Annotated in this window: 25 protein-coding genes and 1 riboswitch; of the genes, 12 read left to right on the top strand and 13 right to left on the bottom strand. The window is 72.9% G+C overall.

Features of this window, described 5'->3' with window-relative positions:
- Positions 1-317 precede the first annotated feature (317 nt).
- From ACFY1T_RS07325 to ACFY1T_RS07315, 3 genes are read right to left on the bottom strand one after another with little or no spacing between them, the layout of a single operon-like run.
- Positions 318-944: a TetR/AcrR family transcriptional regulator gene (locus ACFY1T_RS07325; RefSeq protein ID WP_030156018.1), complete on the bottom strand. Its 627-nt coding sequence runs from the start codon at positions 942-944 to the stop codon at positions 318-320.
- Between the two features lie 44 nt (positions 945-988).
- A complete protein-coding gene (locus ACFY1T_RS07320) occupies positions 989-3,073 on the bottom strand; it encodes a YhgE/Pip family protein (protein WP_390787335.1) in 2,085 nt (694 codons plus the stop codon).
- Positions 3,045-3,929, bottom strand: a complete 885-nt coding sequence (locus ACFY1T_RS07315) for an ATP-binding cassette domain-containing protein (RefSeq protein WP_390787334.1) — start codon at positions 3,927-3,929, stop codon at positions 3,045-3,047. Before ACFY1T_RS07315 ends, ACFY1T_RS07320 begins: the two co-directional genes overlap by 29 nt.
- A gap of 195 nt (positions 3,930-4,124) precedes the next feature.
- On the opposite strand from ACFY1T_RS07315, the gene ACFY1T_RS07310 reads away from it, so the two are divergent.
- The 5 genes from ACFY1T_RS07310 (at position 4,125) to ACFY1T_RS07290 (ending at position 8,450) form a co-directional block, all read left to right on the top strand.
- Complete coding sequence (locus tag ACFY1T_RS07310) at positions 4,125-4,616, top strand: SAV_6107 family HEPN domain-containing protein (protein WP_390787333.1); 492 nt, start codon at positions 4,125-4,127, stop codon at positions 4,614-4,616.
- Positions 4,617-4,705: 89 nt separating this feature from the next.
- Positions 4,706-5,464, top strand: coding sequence for a methyltransferase (locus tag ACFY1T_RS07305; protein ID WP_030863643.1), 759 nt, complete (start codon positions 4,706-4,708; stop codon positions 5,462-5,464).
- 305 nt (positions 5,465-5,769) lie between these two features.
- A complete protein-coding gene (locus tag ACFY1T_RS07300) occupies positions 5,770-6,171 on the top strand; it encodes a DUF3040 domain-containing protein (RefSeq protein ID WP_030156028.1) in 402 nt (133 codons plus the stop codon).
- 134 nt (positions 6,172-6,305) lie between these two features.
- The gene (locus ACFY1T_RS07295; RefSeq protein WP_390787332.1) at positions 6,306-6,941 is read left to right on the top strand and encodes a DUF4126 domain-containing protein; all 636 of its coding nucleotides are present in this window, start codon (positions 6,306-6,308) and stop codon (positions 6,939-6,941) included.
- A gap of 96 nt (positions 6,942-7,037) precedes the next feature.
- Positions 7,038-8,450 carry a phytoene desaturase family protein gene (locus ACFY1T_RS07290; protein WP_390787331.1) on the top strand — a complete coding sequence of 471 codons (1,413 nt, stop codon included), beginning with the start codon at positions 7,038-7,040 and terminating at the stop codon, positions 8,448-8,450.
- 72 nt (positions 8,451-8,522) lie between these two features.
- Here ACFY1T_RS07290 and ACFY1T_RS07285 read toward each other — a convergent pair whose 3' ends face one another.
- The 5 genes from ACFY1T_RS07285 to ACFY1T_RS07265 all read right to left on the bottom strand — a co-directional run bounded on the left by ACFY1T_RS07285 (position 8,523) and on the right by ACFY1T_RS07265 (position 13,029).
- Entirely contained in the window at positions 8,523-9,503 is a 981-nt protein-coding gene (locus ACFY1T_RS07285; RefSeq protein ID WP_390787330.1) for a hypothetical protein, read from the bottom strand.
- 51 nt (positions 9,504-9,554) lie between these two features.
- Positions 9,555-10,472 (bottom strand): methylenetetrahydrofolate reductase [NAD(P)H], encoded by a 918-nt coding sequence (metF, locus tag ACFY1T_RS07280; RefSeq protein WP_030863632.1) that lies wholly within the window; start codon positions 10,470-10,472, stop codon positions 9,555-9,557.
- A gap of 92 nt (positions 10,473-10,564) precedes the next feature.
- Positions 10,565-11,227, bottom strand: coding sequence for a thiamine phosphate synthase (gene thiE, locus ACFY1T_RS07275; protein WP_390787329.1), 663 nt, complete (start codon positions 11,225-11,227; stop codon positions 10,565-10,567).
- Positions 11,228-11,363: 136 nt separating this feature from the next.
- Positions 11,364-11,729: an Rv2175c family DNA-binding protein gene (locus tag ACFY1T_RS07270; RefSeq protein WP_030863625.1), complete on the bottom strand. Its 366-nt coding sequence runs from the start codon at positions 11,727-11,729 to the stop codon at positions 11,364-11,366.
- Positions 11,730-11,808: 79 nt separating this feature from the next.
- Positions 11,809-13,029, bottom strand: a complete 1,221-nt coding sequence (locus ACFY1T_RS07265; protein ID WP_030863622.1) for an NAD(P)/FAD-dependent oxidoreductase — start codon at positions 13,027-13,029, stop codon at positions 11,809-11,811.
- Positions 13,030-13,133: 104 nt separating this feature from the next.
- Positions 13,134-13,246: riboswitch (TPP riboswitch) on the top strand.
- Between ACFY1T_RS07265 and thiO the strand changes: the two genes are divergently transcribed.
- From thiO to ACFY1T_RS07240, 5 genes are all read left to right on the top strand, one after another.
- Positions 13,244-14,461, top strand: a complete 1,218-nt coding sequence (gene thiO / locus ACFY1T_RS07260; RefSeq protein WP_390787328.1) for a glycine oxidase ThiO — start codon at positions 13,244-13,246, stop codon at positions 14,459-14,461. Its footprint overlaps the riboswitch before it by 3 nt.
- Entirely contained in the window at positions 14,458-14,658 is a 201-nt protein-coding gene (thiS, locus tag ACFY1T_RS07255; RefSeq protein ID WP_390787327.1) for a sulfur carrier protein ThiS, read from the top strand. The genes thiO and thiS overlap by 4 nt, the downstream gene beginning before the upstream one ends.
- A 5-nt stretch (positions 14,659-14,663) precedes the next feature.
- Positions 14,664-15,458, top strand: coding sequence for a thiazole synthase (locus ACFY1T_RS07250; protein ID WP_030863613.1), 795 nt, complete (start codon positions 14,664-14,666; stop codon positions 15,456-15,458).
- Between the two features lie 132 nt (positions 15,459-15,590).
- Positions 15,591-17,510, top strand: coding sequence for a Stk1 family PASTA domain-containing Ser/Thr kinase (pknB, locus tag ACFY1T_RS07245; RefSeq protein WP_390787326.1), 1,920 nt, complete (start codon positions 15,591-15,593; stop codon positions 17,508-17,510).
- A gap of 4 nt (positions 17,511-17,514) precedes the next feature.
- A complete protein-coding gene (locus tag ACFY1T_RS07240) occupies positions 17,515-18,384 on the top strand; it encodes a deoxyribonuclease IV (protein ID WP_390787325.1) in 870 nt (289 codons plus the stop codon).
- A gap of 139 nt (positions 18,385-18,523) precedes the next feature.
- Here the strand turns inward: ACFY1T_RS07240 and ACFY1T_RS07235 are convergent, their stop codons facing one another.
- Positions 18,524-19,156, bottom strand: coding sequence for a sulfite oxidase-like oxidoreductase (locus ACFY1T_RS07235; protein ID WP_030863602.1), 633 nt, complete (start codon positions 19,154-19,156; stop codon positions 18,524-18,526).
- Between the two features lie 210 nt (positions 19,157-19,366).
- Between ACFY1T_RS07235 and bfr the strand changes: the two genes are divergently transcribed.
- Positions 19,367-19,846, top strand: a complete 480-nt coding sequence (gene bfr / locus ACFY1T_RS07230; protein ID WP_030863600.1) for a bacterioferritin — start codon at positions 19,367-19,369, stop codon at positions 19,844-19,846.
- 70 nt (positions 19,847-19,916) lie between these two features.
- Here the strand turns inward: bfr and ACFY1T_RS07225 are convergent, their stop codons facing one another.
- Entirely contained in the window at positions 19,917-20,195 is a 279-nt protein-coding gene (locus ACFY1T_RS07225; protein WP_390787324.1) for a bacterioferritin-associated ferredoxin, read from the bottom strand.
- 129 nt (positions 20,196-20,324) lie between these two features.
- Positions 20,325-21,689 carry a class II 3-deoxy-7-phosphoheptulonate synthase gene (locus tag ACFY1T_RS07220; protein WP_390787323.1) on the bottom strand — a complete coding sequence of 455 codons (1,365 nt, stop codon included), beginning with the start codon at positions 21,687-21,689 and terminating at the stop codon, positions 20,325-20,327.
- A 280-nt stretch (positions 21,690-21,969) separates the two neighbouring features.
- Between ACFY1T_RS07220 and ACFY1T_RS07215 the strand changes: the two genes are divergently transcribed.
- On the top strand, positions 21,970-23,865 hold the full coding sequence (locus tag ACFY1T_RS07215) for an anthranilate synthase family protein (protein ID WP_390787322.1): 1,896 nt from the start codon (positions 21,970-21,972) through the stop codon (positions 23,863-23,865).
- Positions 23,866-23,940: 75 nt separating this feature from the next.
- On the opposite strand, the gene ACFY1T_RS07210 is transcribed toward ACFY1T_RS07215, so the two are convergent.
- Positions 23,941-24,225 (bottom strand): hypothetical protein, encoded by a 285-nt coding sequence (locus tag ACFY1T_RS07210; RefSeq protein WP_390787321.1) that lies wholly within the window; start codon positions 24,223-24,225, stop codon positions 23,941-23,943.
- A 69-nt stretch (positions 24,226-24,294) separates the two neighbouring features.
- Complete coding sequence (locus tag ACFY1T_RS07205) at positions 24,295-25,293, bottom strand: 2-hydroxyacid dehydrogenase (protein ID WP_390787320.1); 999 nt, start codon at positions 25,291-25,293, stop codon at positions 24,295-24,297.
- Positions 25,294-25,364: the final 71 nt, after the last annotated feature.

The following is a 25,364-nucleotide window of genomic DNA, read 5'->3' as shown; positions in this document are numbered from 1 at the left end:
CGCGGCTCCTGCCGCCCGCACCGCCCGCGGACGTGAAACGGCGGGGCTCGTTCCCCCCGAGCCCCGCCGTTTCGCGTCCGCGCATCGGACACAGGTACCCGGTCCGCACCGGCCGCCCCGTGTCGGCGGTCCGGACCGGGTCCCCGTCCGTATCCCCAGTCTGGCGTCGGCGCAGGTGGGGGCCATCCGCGCAGCTACTCATTTCCGCGACTAGGTACGCGTACTCACGCGGAGCGGGCGGCGCCCCCAGTTCTACGCCGTCCCGGCACCCCGCGGCACCGCCGATCGGGGGGCACCCGGGACCCCGGGCCCCCGTCTCAGCGGTTCCCGCTGACCCGGCCCCGCAGCAGCAGCGACAGCGCCGAGTGCACGTCGTCGAGCGAGCGTTCGCTCTGGAACGACTGCCAGTCCAGCGCGGCCACCAGCACCATGCCCACCATCGCGGCGGCGGTCAGCGGCACGTCGATCTCCGCGCTGAGCTCCCCCCGCTCCACGCCCTCCCGCAGCACCGTCTCCACGACCGCCACCGCCTCGCGCCGGACCACCATCAGCGTGGACTGCCACGCCCGGTTGGTCCGCCACAGCTCGGCGACGTACAGCTGGGTGAAGGCCGGGTACCGGTCGATGAACACGAGCCCGGCCCGGATCATCGCGTCGAGCGCCTCGACCCGGCTGCCGCCGCGCCGCTCCGTCTCCTCGGCCGCGTCGCGCAGCGAGGCCGTCAGCAGCCCGACCCCGTGCCGCAGCAGCTCCTCGAAGAGTTCGTTCTTGCTCGCGAAGTTGTAGTAGACGGTGCCCTTCGCGACCCCCGCCCGCTCGGCGATCTCGTCGACCGTCGTCGCGGAGAAGCCCTGCTCGGCGATGAGGGTGACGGCCGCCTCGTAGAGCTTCTGGCGGGTCGCCTGCCGGCGGCCGCCGCCGGTACCGGTGCTGCTGCGTTCCATGGCGCTGATTCTCACAGGTCAACCGATCTCTACGGGCCCGGTCTCTACAGGCTCAGTTCCGGGTGCAGGCGGTCCATCGTCCACACCTGCTTGCCGCGGGCGGCGAGCGCGGTGAGGGCGAGGGATCCCACGGTGAAGGCTGCCAGGACCCCGCAGCCGACCCAGACCCGGGTGAGGTCGCCGCCGGAGATGAGGCGCCGCAGGCCGTCGACGATGTAGGTCATCGGCAGGTAGGGGTGGATCCAGTTGAAGAAGGCGGGGCTGGTCTGAACGGGGTACGTACCGCCCGCCGAGGTCAGCTGCAGCATCAGCACGACGAGGACGAGGATGCGACCGGCGGCCCCGAACTTCGCGTTGAGCCACTGGACCATCGCCGCGAAGCAGGCGGAGGCCAGCGCGAGGAAGCCGATGGCGAGCGCGGGGCGCTCCATCTCCAGGCCGAGGCCCCAATGGAGTACGGACATCAGGGCGAGCACCTGCACGACGCCGATGCCGACCACGGGCAGCCAGCCGGCGAAGGCGATCCGCCAGGGCGAGGCGCCCGCGGCCAGGGCGCGCCGGTTGAGCGGCGCGATGAGCATGTAGGCGACCATCGCGCCGACCCAGAGGGAGAGCGGGATGAAGTACGGCGCGAAGCCGGTGCCGTAGTTGGGCGCCTTGTGCAGGGACTGGTTGGCGAGCTTGACCGGGTCGGCCATGACCTGGGTGCGCGTGTCGCGCTGCTGCTGGTCGTAGTCCGGGATCTTGCCGGCGCCGTCGTGCAGGCCGCCGGCGAGCTCTCCGGTGCCGTCGACGAGCTTGTACATGCCACCGTCGAGGCGGTGGGCTCCGTCACCGAGCTTGCCGACGCCGTCGCCGAGGGCCTCGGAGCCGTCGGTGGCCTTGCCGAGGCCGGTGTGGAGCTGGCCCATGCCCGTGGCGACCTTGTGGGCCCCGGTGTTGAGGGCGTTGACCTGGGCGACGGCGGCGTCGAGCTTGGAGGAGAGGCCGGGGGCGGCCGCGGCGAGGTCGCGGGCCTGCTTCTCCAGGTCGGTCAGCTGCCGCTTGAGCTTGCCGAGGTCGCCGTTGGTGTCCTTGACCAGGGTGTTGACGTCGCCCGCGAGCAGAGCGGCCTCGGCGGCGTCGTCCTTGAGCTTCTTCAGCTGGGGGCAGGTCGAGGGCACCGGCTGGGTACCGGCCGTGCAGGTCTTGGCGTAGATGTCGGAGGCGCCGGTGGAGACCCGCTGGGTGACCGAGGCCGCCGCCGGGGCCTTCTTGGCGAAGGTGTCCAGGTGGTTGTTGACGACCTTGGCGGTGTCCGCCACGAGGATGGCCGTGTCGGCGATCTGCTTGGGGTCCTTGAGGAACGGCTTGGCCTGGGAGGCGGCGCCGCCGACCTTGTCGGCGAGGGTCTGGGTGCCGTCGGCGATGTCCTTCGTGCCGGTCTCCAGCTTGCCCGCGGCCGAGTTGAGCTTCTTCAGACCGCCGGTGATCTCCCCGTTCTTCTCCTCGACCGTGTCGAGGCCGTCGGCGATCTCCTTGGCGCCCTGCTGGGCCTTGCCGGCTCCGTCCTTGAGCTGGTCGGCTCCGTCGGCGGCTTCGGCGGTCTTGTCGTGGAGGTCGGAGAAGGAAACGAAGATCTTGTCGAGGAAGCTGCGGGACGCGTTGGTGGACGCCGCGGAGCGGACCTCGGAGAAGACGGTGCGCGAGATCGAGCCGACGATGTAGTTGTTGGCGTCGTTCGTACGGACCTGCAGGGCGCCGGTGGTCGGGTCGTCACCCGCACTTGAGGTGACCTTGGTGCTGAAGTCGGCGGGCATGGTGAGGGAGAGGTAGTACGTCCCCTTCTCCACTCCCTCGGCCGCCTCGTCGGCGCTGACCTCGCGCCAGTCGAAGGTCTTGCTGTCGTGGAGCTTCCTGGCGATCTCGCCGCCGGCGTCGACGTGCTTGCCGTCGACGGTGGCTCCCTTGTCGGCGTTGACGAGGGCGACGGGCACCTTGTCCAGGTTCTTGTACGGGTCCCAGAAGGAGCACAGGTACAGCGCCCCGTACAGCAGCGGCAGCAGGAGCAGCGCGACGAGGGCGGCCCGGGGCAGCTTCCCCCGCCCGAACCGCTTCAGCTCAAGCGCGGCCAGTTTCGGCGAGCGCATCGTCCGCCCCCTTCGTGGTGTCGTCGGTCTCTTCGGTCTTCGTGTCCGTACCGGCCGCGGGCCCGGCTCCGGCCGCTCCGGCCGCTTCGGCCGCTTCGGCGTCCTTGGCGTCCTTGGCGTCCTTGGTCGCTTCGGCCGCCTCGGTCGCCGGCTCGGCTTCGGCCGCGCCCGTGCGCAGGACCGTCACCCCGTCCGGTGCCTCGCTGCACACCGCGAGGACGGTGGTCCCGGCGGCGGCGATCGAGCGGAGCAGGGTCCACGCCTCGGCGCGTTCGGTGTCCGAGAGCTTGAGGTCCAGGTCGTCGAGGGCCAGCAGCCGCGGTTCGCCCAGCAGGGCGATGGCCACGGACAGCCGGACCGCCTCCAGGCGCTCCAGGTCGCGTACGGAGGTGCGCGGACCCTTGGGCAGGGTGGCGAGGTCCAGCCCGGCTGCGGCCAGGGCGGCGTCGATCCGGGCCTGGGCGCCGGCGCGGCGTTCGCCGCGCGGGCGCAGCAGGGCGCGGACGGGGCCCTCGTACCGGCGCTGGAGCAGCGCGCCCTCGCGCAGCTGCTCGGCGACGGTGAGGGACTGGTCGAGCTCGTTGACCCCGGTGACCGGGCCGAGGGCGGCGACCCGGCGGACCGCGGCCATGTGCCGCGGCAGCCGGTGGCCGGCGATCTCGGCGTGACCCTCGGTGGCCTTCATCCGTCCGGTGAGGGCGAGCAGGAGACAGGTCCGGCCGCTGCCGGAGGGGCCTTCGACGGCGATGAGCGAGCCGGGCTCCGCGTCGAGGCGCACTCCCCGGAACACCCAGCCGCGCGGGCCCTTGAGTCCGAAGTCCTCGGCCTTGACGGCCGCTCCGTGCGGGCTGTCCACGCCGTCCCCCCATCTTTTGAACTGACCGGTCAGTTCAAAAACTAGCACCTTCGGCGGCACCGGATGCGCAGCGGGGGGCAGTTGACCGGAGATGGGGGACAAAGCCGCAGGTCAGCCGGATTGTCAGTGGGGACCGTCACGATGTGGGTAGGCACAAACACAGACACAGCAGTACGCAACGACAGGAGGTTCGTCATGGCCACACCGTCCCCGTCCCCTGTCCACCCCGTCCCGCGCAGGTCGGCAGCACCCCCGGCCGCGCTCGATCTGCTCGCCAAGGCCCACGCCGGCCTGGCCGAGGCCGCCCGGCTGGACCGGCCGGGCGAGCGGTACGCCACCGCCCATCTCGCCGCGCTGCGCACCGCCGCGGCCGTGCTCGCCGCACGCGGGAAGCCGGAGCCGGTCGGCGCGCGGCGCAGGCCCCGCATCCGCAGCGCGTGGGAGGTACTGCCGGAGATAGCCCCGGAGCTGACGGAGTGGAGCGCGCTGTTCGCCTCCGGCGCCGGCCGCCGGGCGCGGGCCGAGGCGGGGATACCGGACGCGGCGACGGTCCGGGACGCGGACGACCTGGTGCGCGCCGTGGAGATGTTCCTGCGGCTGGTGGAGCGGATGCTCGCCCTCCAGCCGGTGGCGCCGACGCTGCCGCAGCCCCGCCCCGAACAGCCGGAGCACCCGGACGCGGGCTGAGCAGGCACGGGGTGACCGGCACGGCATCTCCCAGGCAATAGGGTGGGGCACGCATCTCTCACCCTTTTCGCGCCGAGGAGTCATCAGCCGTGTCGGACACTTCCCGCCCCCGTGCCTCCCTTCGCACCGCCGTGGTGTGGGAGGTCCTCAAGGAGGCCCTCGACCGCCGGGTGAAGGCGACCGGGCGGGACGTGCTGGACGTGCTGGACACCGGTGGCGGCACCGGCAAGTTCGCCGTGCCGGTGGCCCGGCTCGGCCACCGGGTGACCGTGGTCGACCCCAGCCCGAACGCGCTCTTCGGGCTGGAGCGCCGGGTCGCCGAGGAGGGCGTGGCCGACCTGGTCCGCGGGGTGCAGGGCGATGCCCAGGGCCTGCTGGACGTCGTCGAGCGCGAGGCGTACGACGTGGTGCTCTGCCACGGCGTGCTGGAGTACGTGGACGAACCGGCCGAGGGCGTGGCCAACGCGGTCGCCGCCCTGCGCCCCGGCGGCACGCTCAGCCTGCTGGCCGCGGGGCTCGGCGGGGCCGTGCTGGCCCGCGCCCTCGCCGGCCACTTCACCGAGGCCCGTACGGCGCTCACCGACCCGGCCGGCCGCTGGGGCGCGGGCGACCCGGTCCCGCGCCGCTTCACCGCCGAACAGCTCGCGGAGCTGGTCGGCGGAGCCGGCCTGGAGGTCGGTTCGGTGCACGGGGTCCGCATCTTCGCCGACCTCGTCCCCGGCGTCCTGGTCGACACCGAGCCGGGCGCGGTCGAGGCGCTGCTGCGCCTGGAGGAGGCGGCCGCCGAGCTGCCGGCCTTCCACGCGGTCGCCACGCAGTTGCACGTCCTGGGCGGCAAGCGCGCCTGATCTGCGGAGTTCCGCTCAGGGAGTACGCCGGACACCCTCCGTTCAGACGCCCGGCCCCGTATGATCGTGCGCAGTGACCGGCATGGTGGACGGGCCAGTGGGGAATAAGCGCCTCATGACCGCCCACCCGGCGGTACGGTTTCGCGCAAGGTTTGCTCGGGCGGCGCCTTTTCGGGCGCTGCCTTCTTCGGGCGGTGTTTTGGAACCTTGCGCAGAGGGCGGGTATCACGGGGGCGATTCCCCGCCTATCCTGAAGGGGACCCCTGGTCGCTACCCCCCGCGACCGACGGATGAGGAGGACTCCCGTGCCGCTCTCGGAGCACGAGCAGCGAATGCTCGAGCAGATGGAGCGAGCGCTGTACGCCGAAGATCCCAAGTTCGCGACAGCGCTTGAGGGAAGCGGACTGCGTACGTACACCCGGCGACGGGTCTACCAGGCAGTCGCAGGCATTGTGGTGGGTATCGCGCTCCTCATGACCGGTGTGATCATTCCGAACGTACTCTGGGTCAGCGTGGTGGGATTCCTCGTCATGCTCGGCTGTACGGTCCTCGTGGTCACCGGTTGGCGCAAGGCACCCAAGCCTGGCGAGCAGCCCGTCTCCGGCAGTGCAGGCGGTTCGGCCCACGGCCGCAACCGGCAGCGTCGGTCGATGATGACCCGCATCGAGGAGCGGTGGCAGCGCCGCCGCGACGAACAGGGGCAGTAGGCCCCCCGCAGACATGAGTGAGGGGACGGCCGCCGTGGCGCGGCCGTCCCCTCACGGCTCTGCCGCGCCGGTCCTCCGCGCCCCTTCTCCCCGATCGCCCCTGCCGCGACAAGGTCCTGCGGCATGATGGCCCGGTGAGTGTGCTCCCCCTGGTCTTCACCAGCGGCTGGGCCAGCGGGATCAACGCGTACGCCGTGGTCCTCCTGCTCGGCCTCTTCGGCGCGACCGGACTGACCGACGAGGTCCCCGCGTCCCTCCAGCGCACCGACGTGCTGATCGTCGCGGGCGTGCTGTTCCTCTGCGAGGCCGTCGCCGACAAGATCCCGTACGTGGACTCCGTCTGGGACGCGGTGCACACCGTGATCCGCCCGCTGGCCGGGGCGGTGGTCGGCGCCCTGCTGGCCGGCCAGAGCGGCTCGCTCTCCGACATCGCCGCCGGCGCGGTCGGCGGGTCCACCGCGCTGGCCAGCCATTTCGTCAAAGCCGGCACCCGGATGGCCGTCAACACCTCGCCGGAACCGTTCAGCAACATCGCGCTCAGCACCGCCGAGGACCTCGGCGTGGCGGGCATCGTCACCTTCGCGATGTTCAACCCCCAGGCCGCCGCGATCATCGCGGCCGTCCTGCTGGCGGCCGGTCTGGCCATACTCGTCTTCCTGTGGAGCCGGATCCGCCGCTTCCTGCGCCGCCGGGCCCAGCGCCGCGAGGAGAAGCGGTTGGCGGCCGAGGAGCGCGAGGCGGCCGCGCGGGCCGCGGTGCCACCCCGCTGACCTCGGCCGACCTCCCACCGGCCCCGCCCGGCCTCCCGCCCGCCTCCCCTCGATCCCGCCCGATCCCGCCCGATCCCGCTCGATAGGGTCATCCGCATGGCACGAATTGCGGTGATCGGCGCCGGCATGGGCGCGATGGCTACGGCGGCCCGGCTGGCCGTGGCGGGGCACCAGGTGACGGTGTACGAGCGCGGGTCCACGTACGGCGGATCGGTCGGCCGGTACGAACGGGACGGCTTCGCCTTCGACACCGGTCCGGGCCTGCTGCACCTGCCCGCCGTCTACCGCGACCTGTTCGTCAAGACCGGCAAGCGGCCCCTGGAGGACTGCGTCGATCTGGTGCAGGTCGACCCCGCCGTCCGCCACGTCCTCGCCGACGGCACCGCCGTCACCCTCCCGGGCGGCTCGCGGGGCGGCGCCGCCGCCGTCCTCGACCAGGCCTTCGGCGCCGGCGCGGGAGAGCGCTGGAACGCGGTCCTGGGCCGCGCCCGGGACGCCTGGAACGCGACCCGGCGCCCCCTGCTGGAGGAGCCGCTGCGCCCCGACTGGCAGGTGCTGGGCGCGGACCCGTACCCCGCCCTGCGCAAGAGCGGCCTGCTGCGCCGCCGCCCGCCGACCCTCGCCGAGGTGGCCGAGCGCGAGCTGGGCGGGGAGCTCGGCGCACTGCTCGCCGCCCGGGTGCGGGCGTACGGGGTCGACCCCGCCACCGCGCCCGCCTCGGCGGCGGTGCTCCCGTACATGGAGCAGACCTTCGGCAGCTGGTACGCGCGCGGCGGGATGCGGGCGCTGGCCACGGCCGTGTACGAGCGCTGCCTCGAACGGAAGGTGGCCTTCGTCTTCGACGCGCCGGTACGGGAGGTCCTGGAGCGGGACGGCCGGGCCGCCGGGCTGCTGCTGGCCGACGGCTCCGAGGCCGCCGCCGACCACGTGGTCTGTGCGGTCGACCCGCGGCAGCTGCGGGTCCCGCTGCCGGACGGCGGCGCCCCCGCCCGCGGGCCGGGGGTGCCCGGGCGGACCACCCTCCTGCTCGCGCTGCGCGGCGCGCGGCCCGCGGACGCCGTCCACCGCACCCTGGTCCACTCCCCCGCCGCCCAGCTGACGGTGCTGCGCCCCGACGACCCCGCCGTGCGGCCCGACGCCGACCACGAGGCGGTCACCGTGAGCGCCCTCTGCGGCCCTGGGGACGCCCCTGCGCCGCGCGCGCAGGAGCTGCTGGACCTGGCGGCCAGGGCGGTGCCCGGACTGCGGGAGCGGCTGCTGTGGACGCACGAGCGCACTCCGGCGGACATCGAGGCGGACACCGGCGCACAGGGCGGTGCGGTGCCCGCGCCCGCACTGGCCGGAGCGGGCGGCGCCCTGCTCTATCCCGCCAACACCACGGCCCTGCCCGGGCTGTTCCTCGCGGGCGGCTGGGCGCACCCAGGCGGCGGGCTCGCGCACGCGGGGATGACCGGGGCCCTGGTGGCCGGGCTGATCGTGGAGGGCGCGGACTTCCGCGGCTCCCGGTGACCTCCCCGTGACGACCGAGCCCCCGGGGAGGGTCCCCCGGGGGCTCGCGCGCGCCTGTCCGTCCCGCCTGCGTCAGTAGCGGTACTGCTCGTACTCGCCGGTGCCCTGGTACGGGTACTGCTGCGGTTGCTGCTGCTGCGGGTACGGGTTCTGCTCGTCCCCGGGGTAGCCCGCGGCGGCCCCCTCGGTGGACCGCTGCTGCGGCACCCACACCCCGCCGGGCGGGGTGTCCATCGCGTACTGCTGCTGCCCGCCTGCGCTCGCGTACGGGTCGGCGCCCGAGTAGCCGGCGTACGGGGTGTAGTCGTACGGCTGTTGCGGGATCACGGCCCCGCCGGTGCCGATGTACGGGTCCGAGTAGGCGGCGTAGACCTGCTGTTCGCCGCCCGCCGGGTAGCCGCCGGAGTAGTCGTAGCCGCCCTGGCCCTGCGGGGCGTAGCCCTGGCCGTCATAGCCCTGGCCGTCGTACTGGGCCGCGTACTGGTGGGCGTCCTGCTCGGCCGTGGGGAACGGCGGGGCGAAGGCGGCCGTCCGGCCCGCGTCGGCGGTGGGGGCGAAGCTCTGTATCCCGTACGAGCCCGTGTCCTCGGGCAGCGGCTCCGGGCTGTAGTAGTTCTCGGTCGCGGCATGGAACTGCGGCTCCGGCCGCGCCTGGTCGGGCTCGTCGGCCCGGTCCGCGCCCTCGGGGTCCGGCTCCGTCCCGCCGGGACCGTACTCCAGCCCGGTCACCTTCAGCGCGGGCTCGGGGCGCGCGCCGCCCGCCTTGCGGCGCCGGGTCTGCTGGCGTACGGGCTCGCCGCCGCGGCGCAGCGCCCAGCCGGCCTCGAAGCCCTTGCGGAAGGAGAGCGTCACCAGGGTCTGGCCCAGGGCGAACGCGGCCGCGCCGAGGCCGATGACCGGCACCGACGGCAGGACGACCCCGGCGACCACACCGAGGAACCCGGCGAACGCGAGCAACCGCCAGCGCAGCCGGGCCTTGTACTGCATCAGGACCTCGGCAAGCAGCCACAGCGCGACGAAACCGAACGCGATGTAGAGGACCGTCATTCCCATGCGTGGCACCTCTCGGTACGGCCGCCCCGCCAGGAAACGGAGACCGGCCGATCAGGCCCGCTGGTGCAGGCCCAGGTTCTCGTAGATCTCGAGAGTCGCCGTGGAATTGTTCAGCGTGATGAAGTGCAGCCCCGGGACACCCTCGGACAGCAGCCGCGCGCAGAACTCCGTGGCGAACTCGATCCCAATGGAGCGTACAGCGGCTGCATCGTCCTTGACGGCGAGCATGCGCTCTTTGACGGCTGCGGGGAAGACTGCGTTGCTGAGTTGTGGCAGCCGGTCGAGCTGCTTGATGCCCACAACAGGCATGACCTCGGGGATGATCGGGGTATCGCAGCCCGCCTTCTGCGTGCTGTCGCGCAGCCGCAGATAATTCTCCGGATCGAAGAACATCTGGGTGATCGCATAGTCCGCTCCCGCGCGGCACTTGTCCACGAAGTGACGGATGTCCGTGTCCCAGTCCTCCGAGCGCGGGTGCATGTCGGGGAAGGCCGCGACGCCCACGCAGAAGTCGCCGGACTCCTTGAGCAGCCGGACGAGGTCGGCGGCGTAGTGGACGCCCTCGGGGTGGGCGACCCAGGGACCCATGGGGTCGCCGGGCGGGTCGCCGCGCAGGGCCAGCATGTTGCGGATGCCCGCGTCGGCGAACTGGCCGATCACGTGGCGCAGCTCGGCGATGGAGTGGTCGACCGCGGTGAGGTGCGCGACGGGGGTCAGCGTGGTGTCGGCGGCGATCTCCTGGGTGGCCTTGACGGTGCCGCCGCGGGTGGAGCCTCCGGCCCCGTAGGTCACGGAGACGAAGCTCGGGCCCACCGCCTCGATCCGGCGCAGCGCGTTCCAGAGGTTGCGCTCGCCCTTCTCCGTCTTCGGGGCCCAGAACTCGAAGGAGTACGACGGGCTCCCGGACGCCAGCAGGTCGCGGACCGTGCGTGCGCGGTCCGTGCGGGTGGAAGCGGTACCAAGGGCCATACGGGCAGGTTAGACGCGCCCACCCGGACGCCGAAGCCGTGTCCGCCTTTTGGACACGTTTTTGGACACCTGCACCTGCGCCGGGACGGGGCTTAGGAGGAAACGCGCTCGCGGACCCGCTTGGCCAGGTCGGCGGCGGCCGCGCCCGGGTCGGTGGCCTCGGTCAGCGCGCGGACGACGACGATGCGGGTGGCTCCGGCGTCGAGGACCTCGTCGAGGTTGCCGGCGTCGATGCCGCCGATGGCGAACCAGGGGCGGGCGGGGGCCAGCGAGGCCGCGTACCGGACCAGTCCGAGGCCGGGGGCGTACCGGCCGGGCTTGGTGGGGGTGGGCCAGCAGGGGCCGGTGCAGAAGTAGTCCACGCCCGGCTCCGCGACGGCCGCGTCCACCTCGGACTCGGCGTGGCAGGACCGGCCGACGAGGACGGACTCGCCGAGGATCGCGCGGGCGGCGGGCACCGGGATGTCGCCCTGGCCCAGGTGCAGGACGTCGGAGCCGATGGCGTGGGCGACGTCGGCGCGGTCGTTCACCGCGAGGAGCCGGCCGTGCCGGCGGGCGGCGTCGGCGAACACCCGCAGGTGCTCGAGCTCCTCGCCGGCCTCCATGCCCTTGTCCCGGAGCTGGACGATGTCCACGCCCCCCGCCAGGACCGCGTCGAGGAACTCGGGGAGGTCCCCCTGCCGCTTGCGGGCGTCCGTGCACAGGTAGAGCCGGGCATCGGACAGCTGGGCGCTCGCGGACACGATCGCGGACATGGGTACCCCCCGGGGTGGATGCGGTGCACGGGCCGTCCGGGCCCGCGCACCGCGGATGGATCAGGCGGCCCGGATCACCCGGGCGGCCGGCTTGCTCCGGCGGCCCGGATCTCTCCGGACGCCCGGATCTCTCGGGTCAGAGGGCGAGCGCCTGAGCGCGGCGCTTCACCTCCGTGCCGCGATTCTCGCTCAGCGCCTGCGCGGGGGTGCCGGGCAGGGTCGGGTCCGGGGTGAACATCCACTCCAGGATCTCCTCGTCGGAGAAGCCGTCGTCGCGGAGCACGGTCAGCAGGCCGGGCAGGCCCTTGACGATCTTGTCGCCGTCGATGAAGGGGGCGGGCACCTGGAGCGAACGGTTCTCGCCCCGGCGTACGGCGATCAGCTGACCTTCCTTGACCAGCTGGCGGACCCGGGTCACTTCGATGTCGAGCATCTCGGCGATGTCGGGGACGTACAGCCAGGCGGGGACAAGGGCGTCGATCTTTGCGTCAATCTCGGTCACGGGCACAAGCCTGCCACCTCGGACCGACACCCGGTACCCGGGCCGACCCGTCCGGGTCCCCGGGCACCGCCCGCGCGCCCTAGACCAGCGCCGCTTTCAGCGGGACCGCGGAGTCGGCGACCTTGGCCGGGTCCACCGGGGTACCCGCCTCGATCAGCTTCCGCCCCTGCGCCAGGTCCCGCGGCCGGCCCACCGCCAGGACCGCGGCCAGCGCCCCGCCCCGGAGCCAGCACACCGACCAGCCCGCCTCGGCGGGGTCCCCGCGCCACACCAGCTCGTCGGCGCCCGCGTGGTGCCCCGCGTACTGCACGAAGCGCCCGAACTGCTCCGACCAGAAGTACGGCACCGGGTCGTACACCTGCAGCGCGCTCCCGGCCACGATGTTCGCCGCGACCACCCGCGGTCCCTGCAGGGCGTTGTCCCAGTGGTGCACCAGCAGCCGCGCCCCGTAGCGGGCCGACGGGAACGAGGCGCAGTCGCCGACCGCGTACACCCCGGGCAGGGTGGTCCTCAGGTACTCGTCCGCCGTGACCGCGCCCTCCGGCCCGAGCTCGACCCCGGAGTCCGCGAGCCACCGGGTCGCCGGCCGGGCCCCGATGCCCACCACCACCGCTCCGGCCGGCAGCTCCCGCCCGTCCGCGAGCAGGACCCGCCCGGGCTCCACCGAGGAGACCTTGGCGCCGGTCAGCAGGGCGGCCCCGGCCTCCTCGTACCAGTGGGCCATCGGGGCCGCGACCTCCGCGGGCAGCGCCCCGGCCAGCACCCGGTCCGCCGCCTCGACCACGGTCACCGCGCAGCCCACCTCGCGCGCGGCCGTGGCGAACTCGGCGCCGATCCAGCCCGCTCCGACCACCACGGTCGCCGGCGTCCGGGCCAGCACCGGCCGGAGCCGGGCCGCGTCGTCCAGGGTGCGCAGCAGGTGCACGCCGGGGACGCCCTCGGCCCCGGGCAGGGTCAGCGGTTCGGCGCCGGTCGCCAGGACCAGGACCTCGTACGGGACCGGTCCCGCCTCGGTGTCCAGCTCGCGCTCGGCGGCCCGCAGCCCGGTGACCTCCACCCCGAGCCGGAGCACGACGTCGAGCCCCTCGAAGTCCACGTCGAACGCGGAGTCCTCGGCTTTGCCGAGCAGCACCGCCTTCGACAGCGGAGGCCGGTCGTACGGCTGGTGCGGCTCGGCACCCAGCAGGGTGATCGGGCCGCGCCACCCCTGCTCCCGCAGCGCGACCGCGGTCTGCACTCCGGCCATTCCGGCGCCGACGATGACGACGCCGCTCTGAGTCTGTTCCGTCTGCTCGCTCACGACCCCCAGCCTAGCGATCTGACGGCTCGTCAGGAACAGCGGCCCGGCGCGGCGGCCGGGGAGGCAGCCTTACCCGCCCCCGGCGGCGGGGTTAGGCTGGCGCCCGTACCTATCGCGGGAGTCCGGGCGGACCGGGCTGAGAGGGAGGCTGAGCGGCCTCCGACCGTACGAACCTGATCCGGGTCATGCCGGCGAAGGGAGGGGCTGGACGCCCATGCACTCATCTCGGAAGGGATCCGACGCGGGATCCGTCGCATCCACCGGATCCGCGCGGGCCGCGGGGTCCGACGTCCTCGTCATCGGGGGCGGGATCATCGGCCTGGTCACCGCCTGGCGGGCGGCCCAGCACGGACTGCGGACCGTACTCGCCGATCCCGCGCCCGGCGGTGGCGCGGCGCAGGTCGCGGCCGGCATGCTCGCCGCCGTCACGGAGCTCCACTACGGCGAGGAGACCCTGCTCGGGCTCAACCTCGCCTCCGCCGCCCGCTACCCGGAGTTCGCCGCCGAGCTGGCCGAGGCCGGCGGCGGGACGGACATCGGATACCGGGCCTGCGGCACGCTCGCCGTCGCCCTCGACGCCGACGACCGGCTCCACCTGCGGGAGCTGCACGCCCTCCAGCGCCGCTGCGGCCTGGAGTCCGAGTGGCTCACCGGCCGCGAGTGCCGCCGCCTGGAGCCGATGCTGGCCCCGGGCGTACGGGGCGGCCTGCGCGTGGACGGGGACCACCAGGTCGACCCGCGCCGGCTGGCGGCCGCGCTGCTGGCCGCCTGCGAGGGCGCCGGCGTGGAGATCCGCAGGGCGGCCGCGGAGCGGCTGCTGACCGCGGCCGACCGGGCCGTCGGCGTACGGCTCGACGACGGCACGGAGCTGCGCGCGGACCAGGTGGTCCTGGCCGCGGGCTCGCTCAGCGGCCGGCTGGCCGGCGTACCGGAGCAGGTGCTGCCTCCCGTACGGCCGGTGAAGGGGCAGGTGCTGCGGCTCGCGGTGCCGCCGGCGTACGCGCCGTTCCTGTCGCGGACGGTGCGGGCGGTGGTGCGCGGCAGCCACGTGTACCTGGTGCCGCGCGAGAACGGCGAGCTCGTCATCGGGGCCACCAGCGAGGAACTCGGCTGGGACACCACGGTCACCGCGGGCGGGGTGTACGAACTTCTGCGCGACGCACACGAGTTGGTGCCCGGCATCACCGAACTGCCGCTGACCGAGACCCGGGCCGGGCTGCGGCCGGGATCCCCGGACAACGCCCCGCTGCTGGGCCCGACCGACCTGCCCGGCCTGCACCTGGCCACCGGGCACTACCGCAACGGGGTGCTGCTGACCCCCCTCACCGGCGACGTGATGGCCCGGCTGCTGACCACCGGCACGCTGCCCGAGATCGCCCGCCCGTTCAGCCCGCGCCGGTTCTCCACCGCACGTCAGGAGTCGTACGCATGACCATCTCCGTCAACGGCGAGCCGCGCGAGATCGCGGCCGGCACCACGCTCGACGCGGTGGTCGCCACCTTGACCACGGCCCCGTCCGGGGTCGCGGCCGCACTGAACGAGACCGTGGTCCCGCGCCGCCAGTGGCCGCTCACGGCGGTGGGCGAGGGCGACCGGGTCGAGGTCCTCACCGCGGTGCAGGGGGGCTGAGCGCGATGGCGGACGACGCTTTCGAGCTGGGCGGCCGGACCTTCTCGTCCCGTCTGATCATGGGGACGGGCGGGGCGCCGAGCCTGGACGTCCTGGAACGGGCGCTGGTCGCGTCCGGCACGGAGCTCACGACGGTGGCGATGCGGCGGCTGGACCCGACGGTGCAGGGCTCCGTCCTGTCGGTGCTGACGCGCCTGGGCATCTCCGTACTGCCCAACACGGCGGGGTGCTTCACGGCGGGCGAGGCGGTGCTGACGGCGCGCCTCGCACGGGAGGCGCTGGGCACGGACTGGATCAAGCTGGAGGTCGTGGCGGACGAGCGGACGCTGCTTCCCGACGGGGTGGAGCTGCTGGACGCGGCCGAGACGCTGGTCGACGAGGGCTTCACGGTGCTGCCCTACACGAACGACGACCCGGTGCTGGCGCGCAAGCTGGAGGACGCGGGCTGCGCGGCGATCATGCCGCTGGGGTCGCCGATCGGCTCGGGGATGGGCATCCGCAACCCGCACAACTTCGAGCTGATCGCGGAGCGGGCCGGGGTCCCGGTGATCCTCGACGCGGGGGCGGGCACGGCCTCGGACGTGGCGCTGGCGATGGAGCTGGGGTGCGCGGCGGTGATGCTGGCGTCGGCGGTGACCCGGGCCCAGTTCCCGGTCCTGATGGCGGCGGCCATGCGTGACGCGGTTTCGGCGGGCCGGCTGGCGCACCGCGCGGGACGCATCCCCCAGCGCCGCTTCGCGGAACCCTCCTCCCCCACCACGGGCCGAGCCGCCCTGGACCCGGAACGCCCGGCGTTCTGACGGAGCGGGGAGGGGACGGGGCTCACGGCGCGGGCCCGCGCCGTGAGCCCCGTACGCCCGTCCATGTCACGGCTGCGCTGCAAGCCTGGACACCCCGCACGGCCCCGACGCACCGGCTCGTAGAATCGCCGGGTGGACACGACCCTGGATGACCCCCTCGTCGGGCAGACACTCGACGGCCGCTACCGCGTGGACGCGCGCATCGCGGCCGGCGGCATGGCGACGGTCTACCGGGCCGTCGACACCCGCCTCGACCGCGTGCTCGCCCTCAAGGTGATGCACCCGGCGCTCGCCGCCGACGCCGGCTTCGTCGACCGCTTCATCCGCGAGGCCAAGTCCGTGGCCCGCCTCGCGCACCCCAACGTCGTCGCCGTCTTCGACCAGGGCACCGACGGGCCGTACACGTACCTCGCCATGGAGTACGTCTCCGGCTGCACCCTGCGCGACGTGCTGCGCGAGCGCGGTGCGCTCCGGCCCCGGGCGGCCCTCGACATCCTCGAACCGGTCCTCGCGGCCCTCGGCGCCGCCCACCGCGCCGGGTTCGTGCACCGCGACATGAAGCCGGAGAACGTCCTGATCGGCGACGACGGCCGGGTCAAGGTGGCCGACTTCGGCCTGGTCCGCTCCGTCGACACCGTCACCAGCACCACCGGCGCCGTCCTCGGCACCGTCTCCTACCTCGCCCCCGAGCAGATCGAGAACGGCGTCACCGACACCCGCGTGGACGTCTACGCCTGCGGCGTCGTGCTGTACGAGATGCTCACCGGCTCCAAGCCGCACACCGGCGGCACCCCCGCCCAGGTCCTCTACCAGCACCTCCACGAGGACGTGCCGCCCCCGTCGGCCGCCGTCCCGGGGCTGCCCGGCATCCTGGACCAGCTCGTCACGTACGCGACCGCCCGCGATCCGGAGCTGCGGCCCACCGACGCCGCCGGGCTGCTCGGGCTGACCCTCGACGCCCGCGCGCTGCTCGGCGACGCCGAGCTGGACGCCGTACCGCCGCAGGCGCGTGCCGAAGACCGCAGTGCCACCGAGGACCGCACGAGCGTGATCCCGCGCCCCCTCACGGCGCAGCCGCCCGTGGACCGGACGTCCCGGCTGGAGCTCCCGGAGCGGCCCGGGGCCACGCCGGAGCAGGCGCCGGTCCCGGCCCGCCGGCGCGGACCGCGCCGCGGCACCCTGCTCGTCATCGTCGGCGTGCTGTTCGCGCTCGGCATCGGCACCGGGGTCTGGTACATCAACTCGGGCCAGTTCACCAAGGTGCCCAATCTGCTCGGGAAGACGGAGGCGCAGGCCAGGTCCGACCTGTCGGCGGCCGGCCTCGGCGTGAAGCGGGTCGACCGCAAGTTCAGCGACACCTTCGACCGCGGGACGGTGATGAACTCCGACCCCGGGAGCGGCAAGCGCATCCGCGGCAACGGCGCGGTGGCGCTGACGGTCTCGCGCGGCCCGGAGCTCGTCTTCGTACCGGACCTGAAGGGCAAGCCGCTGGAGGAGGCGAAGGCCGAGCTGACCCGGAGCGGGCTGGCGCCCGGCATGGTCACGCAGGCGTTCAGCCAGGACGTCGCCCAGGGTTCGGTGATCTCCACCGACCCGCAGGGCGGGCAGAAGCGCGCGACCGACACCGCGGTCGCGATCGTGGTCAGCAAGGGCCGGCCGGTGCAGGTGGGCAATGTGGTCGGACGGCCCCTGGACCAGGCGCGGGCCGCCCTCCAGGACCTCGGTCTCAAGGTCGAGATGGCCGCCGACCAGGTCAATTCACCGTTCCCGGCCGGTACGGTCGCCAACCAGTCGATCGGCGCCGGCGCCCAGGCCTCGACCGGTGACACGGTGACGCTCACCGTGTCCAAGGGCCCCCGGCAGATCCCGGTGCCGAACGTGACCGGCCAGGAGGCGGACGTGGCCCGCAAGACGCTGGAGGCGGCCGGGTTCAAGGTGAAGGTGGAGCGTCCGCTCATCTCCTTCAGCAACACGGTGGACGCCCAGTCGGTGCCGGGCGGCCAGAGCGCGCCCGAGGGCAGCACCATCGTCCTGCGCACGAAGGGGCTGTAAGGGGATGGACCGGGCCGTGCGCAATCCCGTGGGCGGGCACGTCCCCGTCGCCGGCGGGCTCGCCTCCGTGGGGCTGACGTACGCGCGGGAGATGGGCGCCGAGGCCGTACAGGTCTTCGTCGCCAATCCGCGCGGCTGGGCCACCCCGGTCGGGAACCCGGCGCAGGACGAGCTGTTCCGCACGCAGTGCGCGCAGGAGTCGATCCCGGCGTACGTCCACGCCCCGTACCTGATCAACTTCGGTTCGCACACCGAGGCCACCGTGGAGAAGTCGGTGGAGTCGCTGCGGCACTCGCTGCGCCGCGGCCGGGAGATCGGCGCGCTCGGGGTGGTCGTACACACCGGCTCGGCGACGGCAGGAAGGCCGCGCGAGGCGGCGTACGCGCAGGTCAGGGAGCACATGCTGCCGCTGCTGGACGAGCTGACGCACGACGACGACCCGTTCCTGCTGTTGGAGTCCACGGCCGGGCAGGGCTTCTCACTGTGCTCGCGGACCTGGGACTTCGGCCCGTACTTCGAGGCGCTCGACCACCACCCGAAGCTCGGGATCTGCCTGGACACCTGCCACGTCTTCGCCGCCGGGCACGACCTGGCGGAGCCGGGCGGGACGAAGCAGACGCTGGACCTGCTGGTGGAGACGGTCGGCGAGGGGCGGCTGAAGCTGATCCACGCCAACGACTCGAAGGAGGGCGTGGGCTCCCACAAGGACCGCCACGCCAACATCGGGCAGGGCCACATCGGCCGGGACGCCTTCGCGGAGCTGTTCGCCCACCCCGCGATGGAGGGCGTCCCGCTGATCACCGAAACGCCCGGCGGGAAGGAGGGCCACGCGGCGGACGTGGCCCTGCTGAAGGAACTGCGCGAGCTCCACTGACCCGCCTGCGGGCGTGGAGCCGCGTACGGCCATCCGGGTGGCGTGGCCGATCGGCCGCCGCGAGGGGTGATCGGACACTGCGAGGGGTGGTCGGCCGCCCGCCGGTGCCGCCGACCGCGGGCTTGCCGGACGGACGTCCCTACAGCTCGGGGCCGTCCCCCGGCTCCTCCTGGTACGAGTAGCGCTGCTCGCGCCAGGGGTCGCCGATGTTGTGGTAGCCGCGCTCCTCCCAGAAGCCGCGGCGGTCGGCGGTCATGTACTCGATGCCGCGGACCCACTTCGGGCCCTTCCACGCGTACAGGTGCGGCACCACGAGCCGTACCGGGAAGCCGTGTTCGGCGGTGAGCAGTTCGCCGCCCTCGTGGGTGGCGAAGACCGTCCGGTCGGTGGCGAAGTCGGCCAGCCGCAGATTGGAGCTGAAGCCGTACTCGGCCCACACCATCACGTGCGTGACCTGCGGCGACGGCGGCGCCAGGGCGAGTATGTCGCGGGCCAGGACTCCGCCCCACTCGGCGCCCGGCATGCTGAACTTCGTCACGCAGTGCAGGTCCGCCACGACGGATTCGAACGGCAGGGCCGTGAACTCCTCGTGGTTCCAGCAGTGCTTGTCACCGTCGGCGGTGGCCCCGAAGACGCGGAACTCCCAGCGGTCCGGCTTGAACTTGGGGACCGGGCCGTAGTGGGTGACCGGCCAGCCGCGCTGCAGCCGCTGCCCCGGAGGAAGCTCCAGTTGCTCTGCTCCCGGAGATTCCCGGCTTTCCGGCTGACCCATGCCTCCATGGTGACAGACGCCGCAGGGTGGTCACGACCAGGTATGCCCCTATACGGGCAACTCACGCCAACTCACACTAAGGAGGCACTTACTGGACGGCCCCCTGCGGCGGTGCAAGGATGCGCGCACTCCCCCGGGCACGATCGGGGAGATATCGGCCATACCCCAGCCCCGTCACGTAGCTGACACTGCCTGGAAGGAGCCTCTGCGATGCAGGGCGACCCCGAGGTCCTCGAGTTTCTGAACGAGCAGTTGACCGGCGAGCTCACGGCGATCAACCAGTACTGGCTCCACTACCGGATCCAGGACAACAAGGGTTGGACCAAGCTCGCGAAGTACACGCGTGAAGAGTCCATCGATGAGATGAAGCACGCGGACAAGATCACCGAGCGCATCCTCATGCTGGACGGGCTGCCGAACTACCAGCGGCTCTTCCACGTCCGGGTCGGCCAGACCCTGACGGAGATGTTCCAGGCGGACCGGCAGGTCGAGGTCGAGGCCATCGACCGCCTCAAGCGCGGCATCGAGGTGATGCGCGGCAAGGGCGACGTGACCTCGGCGCGGCTCTTCGAGGAGATCCTGGGGGACGAGGAGCACCACATCGACTACCTCGACACCCAGCTGGAGCTCATCGAGAGCATCGGCGAGCCGCTGTACATCGCGCAGCTGATCGAGCAGCCGGAGAGCTGAGAGCCGAGAGCCGAGCCGCGGGCTCACGCCCCAGGCGGCTCCCGCGGGCCCTCCACGGCTTCCGCGGGCCCTACGCGGCTTCCGCGAGCTCCGGGTCGGCGGCGAGCACGGCGGCCGCGTTGCCCTTCTCCAGCAGCTCCCGGCGCGGGCAGGCCCCGCGGCCCAGGATGCCCTGGATGGTGCGCACGCAGGATCCGCAGTCGGTGCCGGCCTTGGTGACGGAGGCGATCTGGCGGGGGGTGCAGGCCCCGGCGGCCGCGTGGTCCTTGACCTGCTTGTCGGTGATCCCGAAACAAGAGCAGACGTACACGCGGTTCACCTCCCTGGCAGGAATGGTTTCTACAGCCATCCCGTATTCGGTGAGGCTTACCTAACCGTACCCAAAGTGAGGCTTGCCCAAAAGCCCTGGAAACGACTGTGGGGCACGGATCACATCGATCCGTGCCCCACAGTCGTAGGTACCTACGTACTGATCCGCTTACTGGTCGCGGTACATCTCGGCGACCAGGAAGGCCAGGTCCAGGGACTGGCTGCGGTTGAGGCGGGGGTCGCAGGCCGTCTCGTAGCGCTGGTGCAGGTCGTCGACGAAGATCTCGTCGCCGCCGCCCACGCACTCGGTGACGTCGTCACCGGTGAGCTCGACGTGGATGCCGCCCGGGTGCGTGCCCAGGGCCTTGTGGACCTCGAAGAAGCCCTTGACCTCGTCGAGCACGTCGTCGAAACGGCGCGTCTTGTGGCCGGAGGCGGCCTCGAAGGTGTTGCCGTGCATCGGGTCGGTGACCCAGGCGACCGTCGCGCCCGAGGCCGTGACCTTCTCGACCAGCTCCGGGAGCTTGTCGCGGACCTTGTCGGCGCCCATGCGGACGACGAAGGTCAGCCGGCCCGGCTCGCGCTCGGGGTCCAGGCGGTCGATGTACGTCAGCGCCTCGTCCACGGTGGTGGTCGGGCCGAGCTTGATGCCGAGCGGGTTGGCGATCTGCGCGCAGAACTCGATGTGCGCGTGGTCCAGCTGGCGGGTGCGCTCGCCGACCCAGACCATGTGGCCGGAGGTGTCGTACAGCTTCCCGGTGCGGGAGTCCGTACGGGTCAGCGCGCCCTCGTAGTCGAGCAGCAGCGCCTCGTGCGAGGCGTAGAACTCGACGGCCTTGAACTCGGCCGGGTCGGTGCCGCACGCCTTCATGAAGTTCAGCGCGTTGTCGATCTCCCGCGCGAGCTGCTCGTAGCGCTGCCCGGAGGGGGAGGACTTCACGAAGTCCTGGTTCCAGGCGTGCACCTGGCGCAGGTCGGCGTAGCCGCCGGTGGTGAAGGCGCGCACCAGGTTCAGCGTCGACGCGGACGCGTGGTACATGCGCTTCAGCCGCTCGGGGTCCGGGATCCGGGCCTCTTCGGTGAAGGCGAAGCCGTTGACGGAGTCGCCGCGGTAGGTCGGCAGGGTGACGCCGTCGCGGGTCTCGGTGTCCTTGGAGCGCGGCTTCGAGTACTGGCCGGCGATGCGGCCGACCTTGACGACCGGCACGGAGGCCGCGTACGTCAGGACGGCGCTCATCTGGAGGAGCGTCTTCAGCTTGGCGCGGATGTGGTCGGCCGACACGGCGTCGAAGGCCTCGGCGCAGTCGCCGCCCTGCAGCAGGAACGCCTCGCCCTTGGCGACGGCTCCCAGACGGGCGCGCAGCTGGTCGCACTCGCCCGCGAAAACGAGCGGAGGATACGACTCGAGGTCCGCGACGACAGCGCGCAGTGCCTCGGCATCGGGGTACGAAGGCTGCTGCGCCGCGGGAAGGTCTCGCCAGGTCGCCTTGGCGGCGGGGGCTTGGGTTTCAGCGTTCACGGTCACCTCGTACACATTACGGCGTCTTGCGCCACGTCCAGGCCGGTGCCCACTCCGTGAGACAGGTGTCTGCGGGGACGCGTGGGACTCGCAGGCGGGCTCGCGGGTGGGCTATCGTCGGCGGCATGTACGCGCACTCGAACCAGAACTGGTGGTGGCCCGCTTCCGGCGGCCCACTTCTCGCGCGTACCCACTGACACGCACGACGCGAAGGCCGCCCGAGGGGCGGCCTTCGGTGTTTTCCGGGCCCGGCCGCCCCTCCTTCACCCCGCTTCACGGAGAAGGACGCCAGCCCATGGAACCCAGCAGCACGCCCGACCCGATCCGCCGCCTGCTCGACGACGGCCCCTGCCCGCCGTTCGCCCTGCTGCGCCGTCGCACCCCCGGCCGCGACCACGACACCGTCGAGGTGCTGATCGGCCCGGTCCACGAGGCCGGCCGCCTCGCCGAGCTGCCCGTACGACCGCTTCCCACCCTCGCCCTCGTCCCGTTCCGGCAGATCCGCGAGCGCGGGTTCGACGTGCGCGACGACGGCACGCCGCTGGCCGTGCTGACCGCCGAGGAGGCGTACGAGATCCCGCTCGCGCAGGCCCTGGCCGCGCTGCCGGAGCATCCGGTGCGGGTCGAGGGCGGCGGCTTCGACGTGCCCGACGAGGAGTACGCGGCCACCGTCGAGCGCGTGATCCGGGACGAGATCGGCCGCGGCGAGGGGGCGAACTTCGTCATCCGGCGCACCTACGAGGGCCGGATCGAGGGCTTCGGGCGGGCCGACGCGCTCGCGCTGTTCCGTCGGCTGCTGGTGGGCGAGCGGGGCGCGTACTGGACGTACGTCGTACACACCGGGGACCGCACGCTGGTCGGGGCCAGCCCGGAGGTACACGTACGGATGTCGGGCGGCACGGTGGTGATGAACCCGATCAGCGGAACGTACCGCCATCCGGCCCAGGGCCCGACCGCCGAGTCCCTCCTCGCCTTCCTCGGCGACCGCAAGGAGACCGAGGAGCTGTCCATGGTGGTGGACGAGGAGCTCAAGATGATGTGCACGGTCGGGGACATGGGCGGGGTCGTCGTCGGGCCGCGACTGAAGGAGATGGCGCACCTCGCGCACACCGAGTACGAGCTGCGCGGCCGGTCCTCGCTGGACGTCCGGGAGGTGCTGCGCGAGACCATGTTCGCGGCCACGGTGACGGGGTCGCCGGTGCAGAACGCCTGCCGGGTGATCGAGCGGTACGAGGCGGGCGGGCGCGGCTACTACGCGGGGGCGCTGGCCCTGCTGGGCGTGGACGCCTCGGGGTCCCAGACGCTGGACTCGCCGATCCTGATCCGGACGGCGGACATCGCGGCGGACGGCACGCTGCGGGTGCCGGTGGGGGCGACGCTGGTGCGGCACTCGGATCCGGCGGGCGAGGTCGCGGAGACGCACGCGAAGGCGGCCGGGGTACTGGCGGCGCTCGGGGTCCGCCCGGCGGCGCCGCGGGCCGCCTTCGAGGGGGCGCGCCTGGGCGAGGACCCCCGGGTCGAGGCGGCGCTGGCGGCGCGGCGGGCGGACCTGGCCCCGTTCTGGCTCCGGATGCAGGACCGCCCCGCGGCCCGGGTCGGCCACGCCCTGGTGGTGGACGGGGAGGACACCTTCACGGCGATGCTGGCGCACGTGCTGCGGGTGGCGGGGCTGGAGGTGACCGTACGCCGCTACGACGCCCCCGGGCTGCGGGAGGCGGCCCTGGCGTGGGCCGGTCCGGTGGTGCTGGGCCCGGGGCCGGGGAACCCGGCGGACACGGCCGACCCGAAGATGCGGATGCTGCGCGCGCTGGCGGGTGAGCTGCTGGCCGGGCACCGGCACGGCCTGCTCGGCGTCTGCCTGGGCCACGAGCTGCTGGCGGCGGAACTGGGGCTGCCGCTGATCCGCAAGGCGGAGCCGGCGCAGGGGGCGCAGACGCGGATCGACTTCTTCGGCGCGCAGGAGGTGGTGGGCTTCTACAACACGTACACGGCCCACTGCCCCGACGCCGCGGCCGCCCGCCTCTCGGAGCGGGCGGTGGAGGTCTCCCGCGACCCGGCCACGGGGGAGGTGCACGCCCTGCGGGCCCCGGCCTTCGCGGGGGTCCAGTTCCACCCGGAGTCCGTCCTGACCCTGAACGGCCCGGCCCTGCTCCGGGACCTCCTGCTCAGCATGGCCCCGGCCGCGGCCTGAGGGTCCGGGGACCTTTCGGATCATGGCGGGATCCGGCGTGGCGGCTCCGCGTGGCGGCTCCGCGCGGCGGGGCCGCTACGCCGCGGTCGGCTTCCCTCGGCGGGCCGCGACGCCGCGGACCAGCTGCCAGGTCAGGACCGGGCCCAGCACCGCCAGGGCGGCGAGGAACGCCGGGAGGTTCCCGAAGGCCAGCGCCAGCGACACCGGGACTCCCGCCGCCGGGTCCGCGAAGGCCAGCCACGGGTCCACCCGGTCCCCCGGTCGGGAGCGGAGCGCGGGCCGCAGGGCCCGTACGGCGTACACGAACTGTGCTGCAGCGGCGGCCAGCAAGAGCCAGCGGGCCGCGGAAGGTATGTCCACGGGGGCGAATCCAGGCCCTGTCACCGCGCCGCGCACATGGCCGCGGTCTGAACTCGGGGCGAACTCGCGTCACTCGGGGACCAGTGTGTTCTGCGACCTTCGCCCCGCCAGGTAGTCCGCCACGTTCCGGACCGTCGTGTCGATGATCTGCCCCACCGCGTCGTGCGTGTAGTACGCCTGGTGCGAGGTCACCACGACGTTCGGGAACGTGATCAGCCGGGCCAGGGTGTCGTCCTCGACGGCCTCCAGGGACCTGTCCAGGAAGAAGAGCCCGGCCTCCGCCTCGTACACGTCCAGTCCCACCCCCTCGAACCGCCCCGCCCGCAGCTCCGACACCAGCGCCTCCGAGTCGATCAGCCCGCCCCGGCTGGAGTTCACCAGGATCGCGTCGTCCTTCATCATCCGAAGCGCCGCCGCGTCGATGATGTGGTGCGTCGAATCCAGCAGCGGTACGTGCAGGCTGATCAGGTCCGCCGACGTGAACAGCTCCTCCTTGTCCGCGTACTTCATGCCCAGCTCCACGCAGGCCGGGTTCTCCACGACGTCCCAGCCCAGCAGGTGCATGCCGAACCCGTGCGCGATGCGGGTGAACGCCTCGCCGATCTTCCCGGTCCCGAGCACGCCCACCGTGCGGCCGCGCATGTCGCGGCCCATCAGCCCGTTCAGCCGGAAGTCGAAGTCCCGGGTCCGGTTCGAGGCCCGGACGATCCGCCGGTTCACGGCCATCGCCAGGGTCCACGCGAACTCGGCCACGGAGTACGGGGAGTAGTACGACACCCGGCTCACCGTCATGCCGAGCCGGCGGGCGACCTCCAGGTCGATGTTGTTGAAGCCCGTCGACCGCTGGGCGATCATCTTCGTCCCGCCCCCGGCCAGGGTCCGCAGCACCCGCCCGCTCAGATCGGCGTTCACGCTCGACGAGACGACCTCGTACCCGGCCGCGATGGGGGCGGTGTCCTCGGTGAGGAAGACGTCCAGGCAGCGCACCTCGTGCTGCCCGGCGGCCGCGAACGCCTTCTCGATCAGCGGCTTCTCGTCGCCCTGCACCCCGAATGCCAGGATTTCCACGTGCGCTCCCGTGCTGTGCACAACCAAACGGACCATGGGTCGTTTCGGCACTTTACGTCCGATACCGCCCA

Source organism: Streptomyces sp. NPDC001194 (assembly GCF_042896985.1).
Classification (GTDB): Bacteria; Actinomycetota; Actinomycetes; order Streptomycetales; family Streptomycetaceae; genus Streptomyces.
This window is presented reverse-complemented; position numbering and strand designations above follow the sequence as displayed.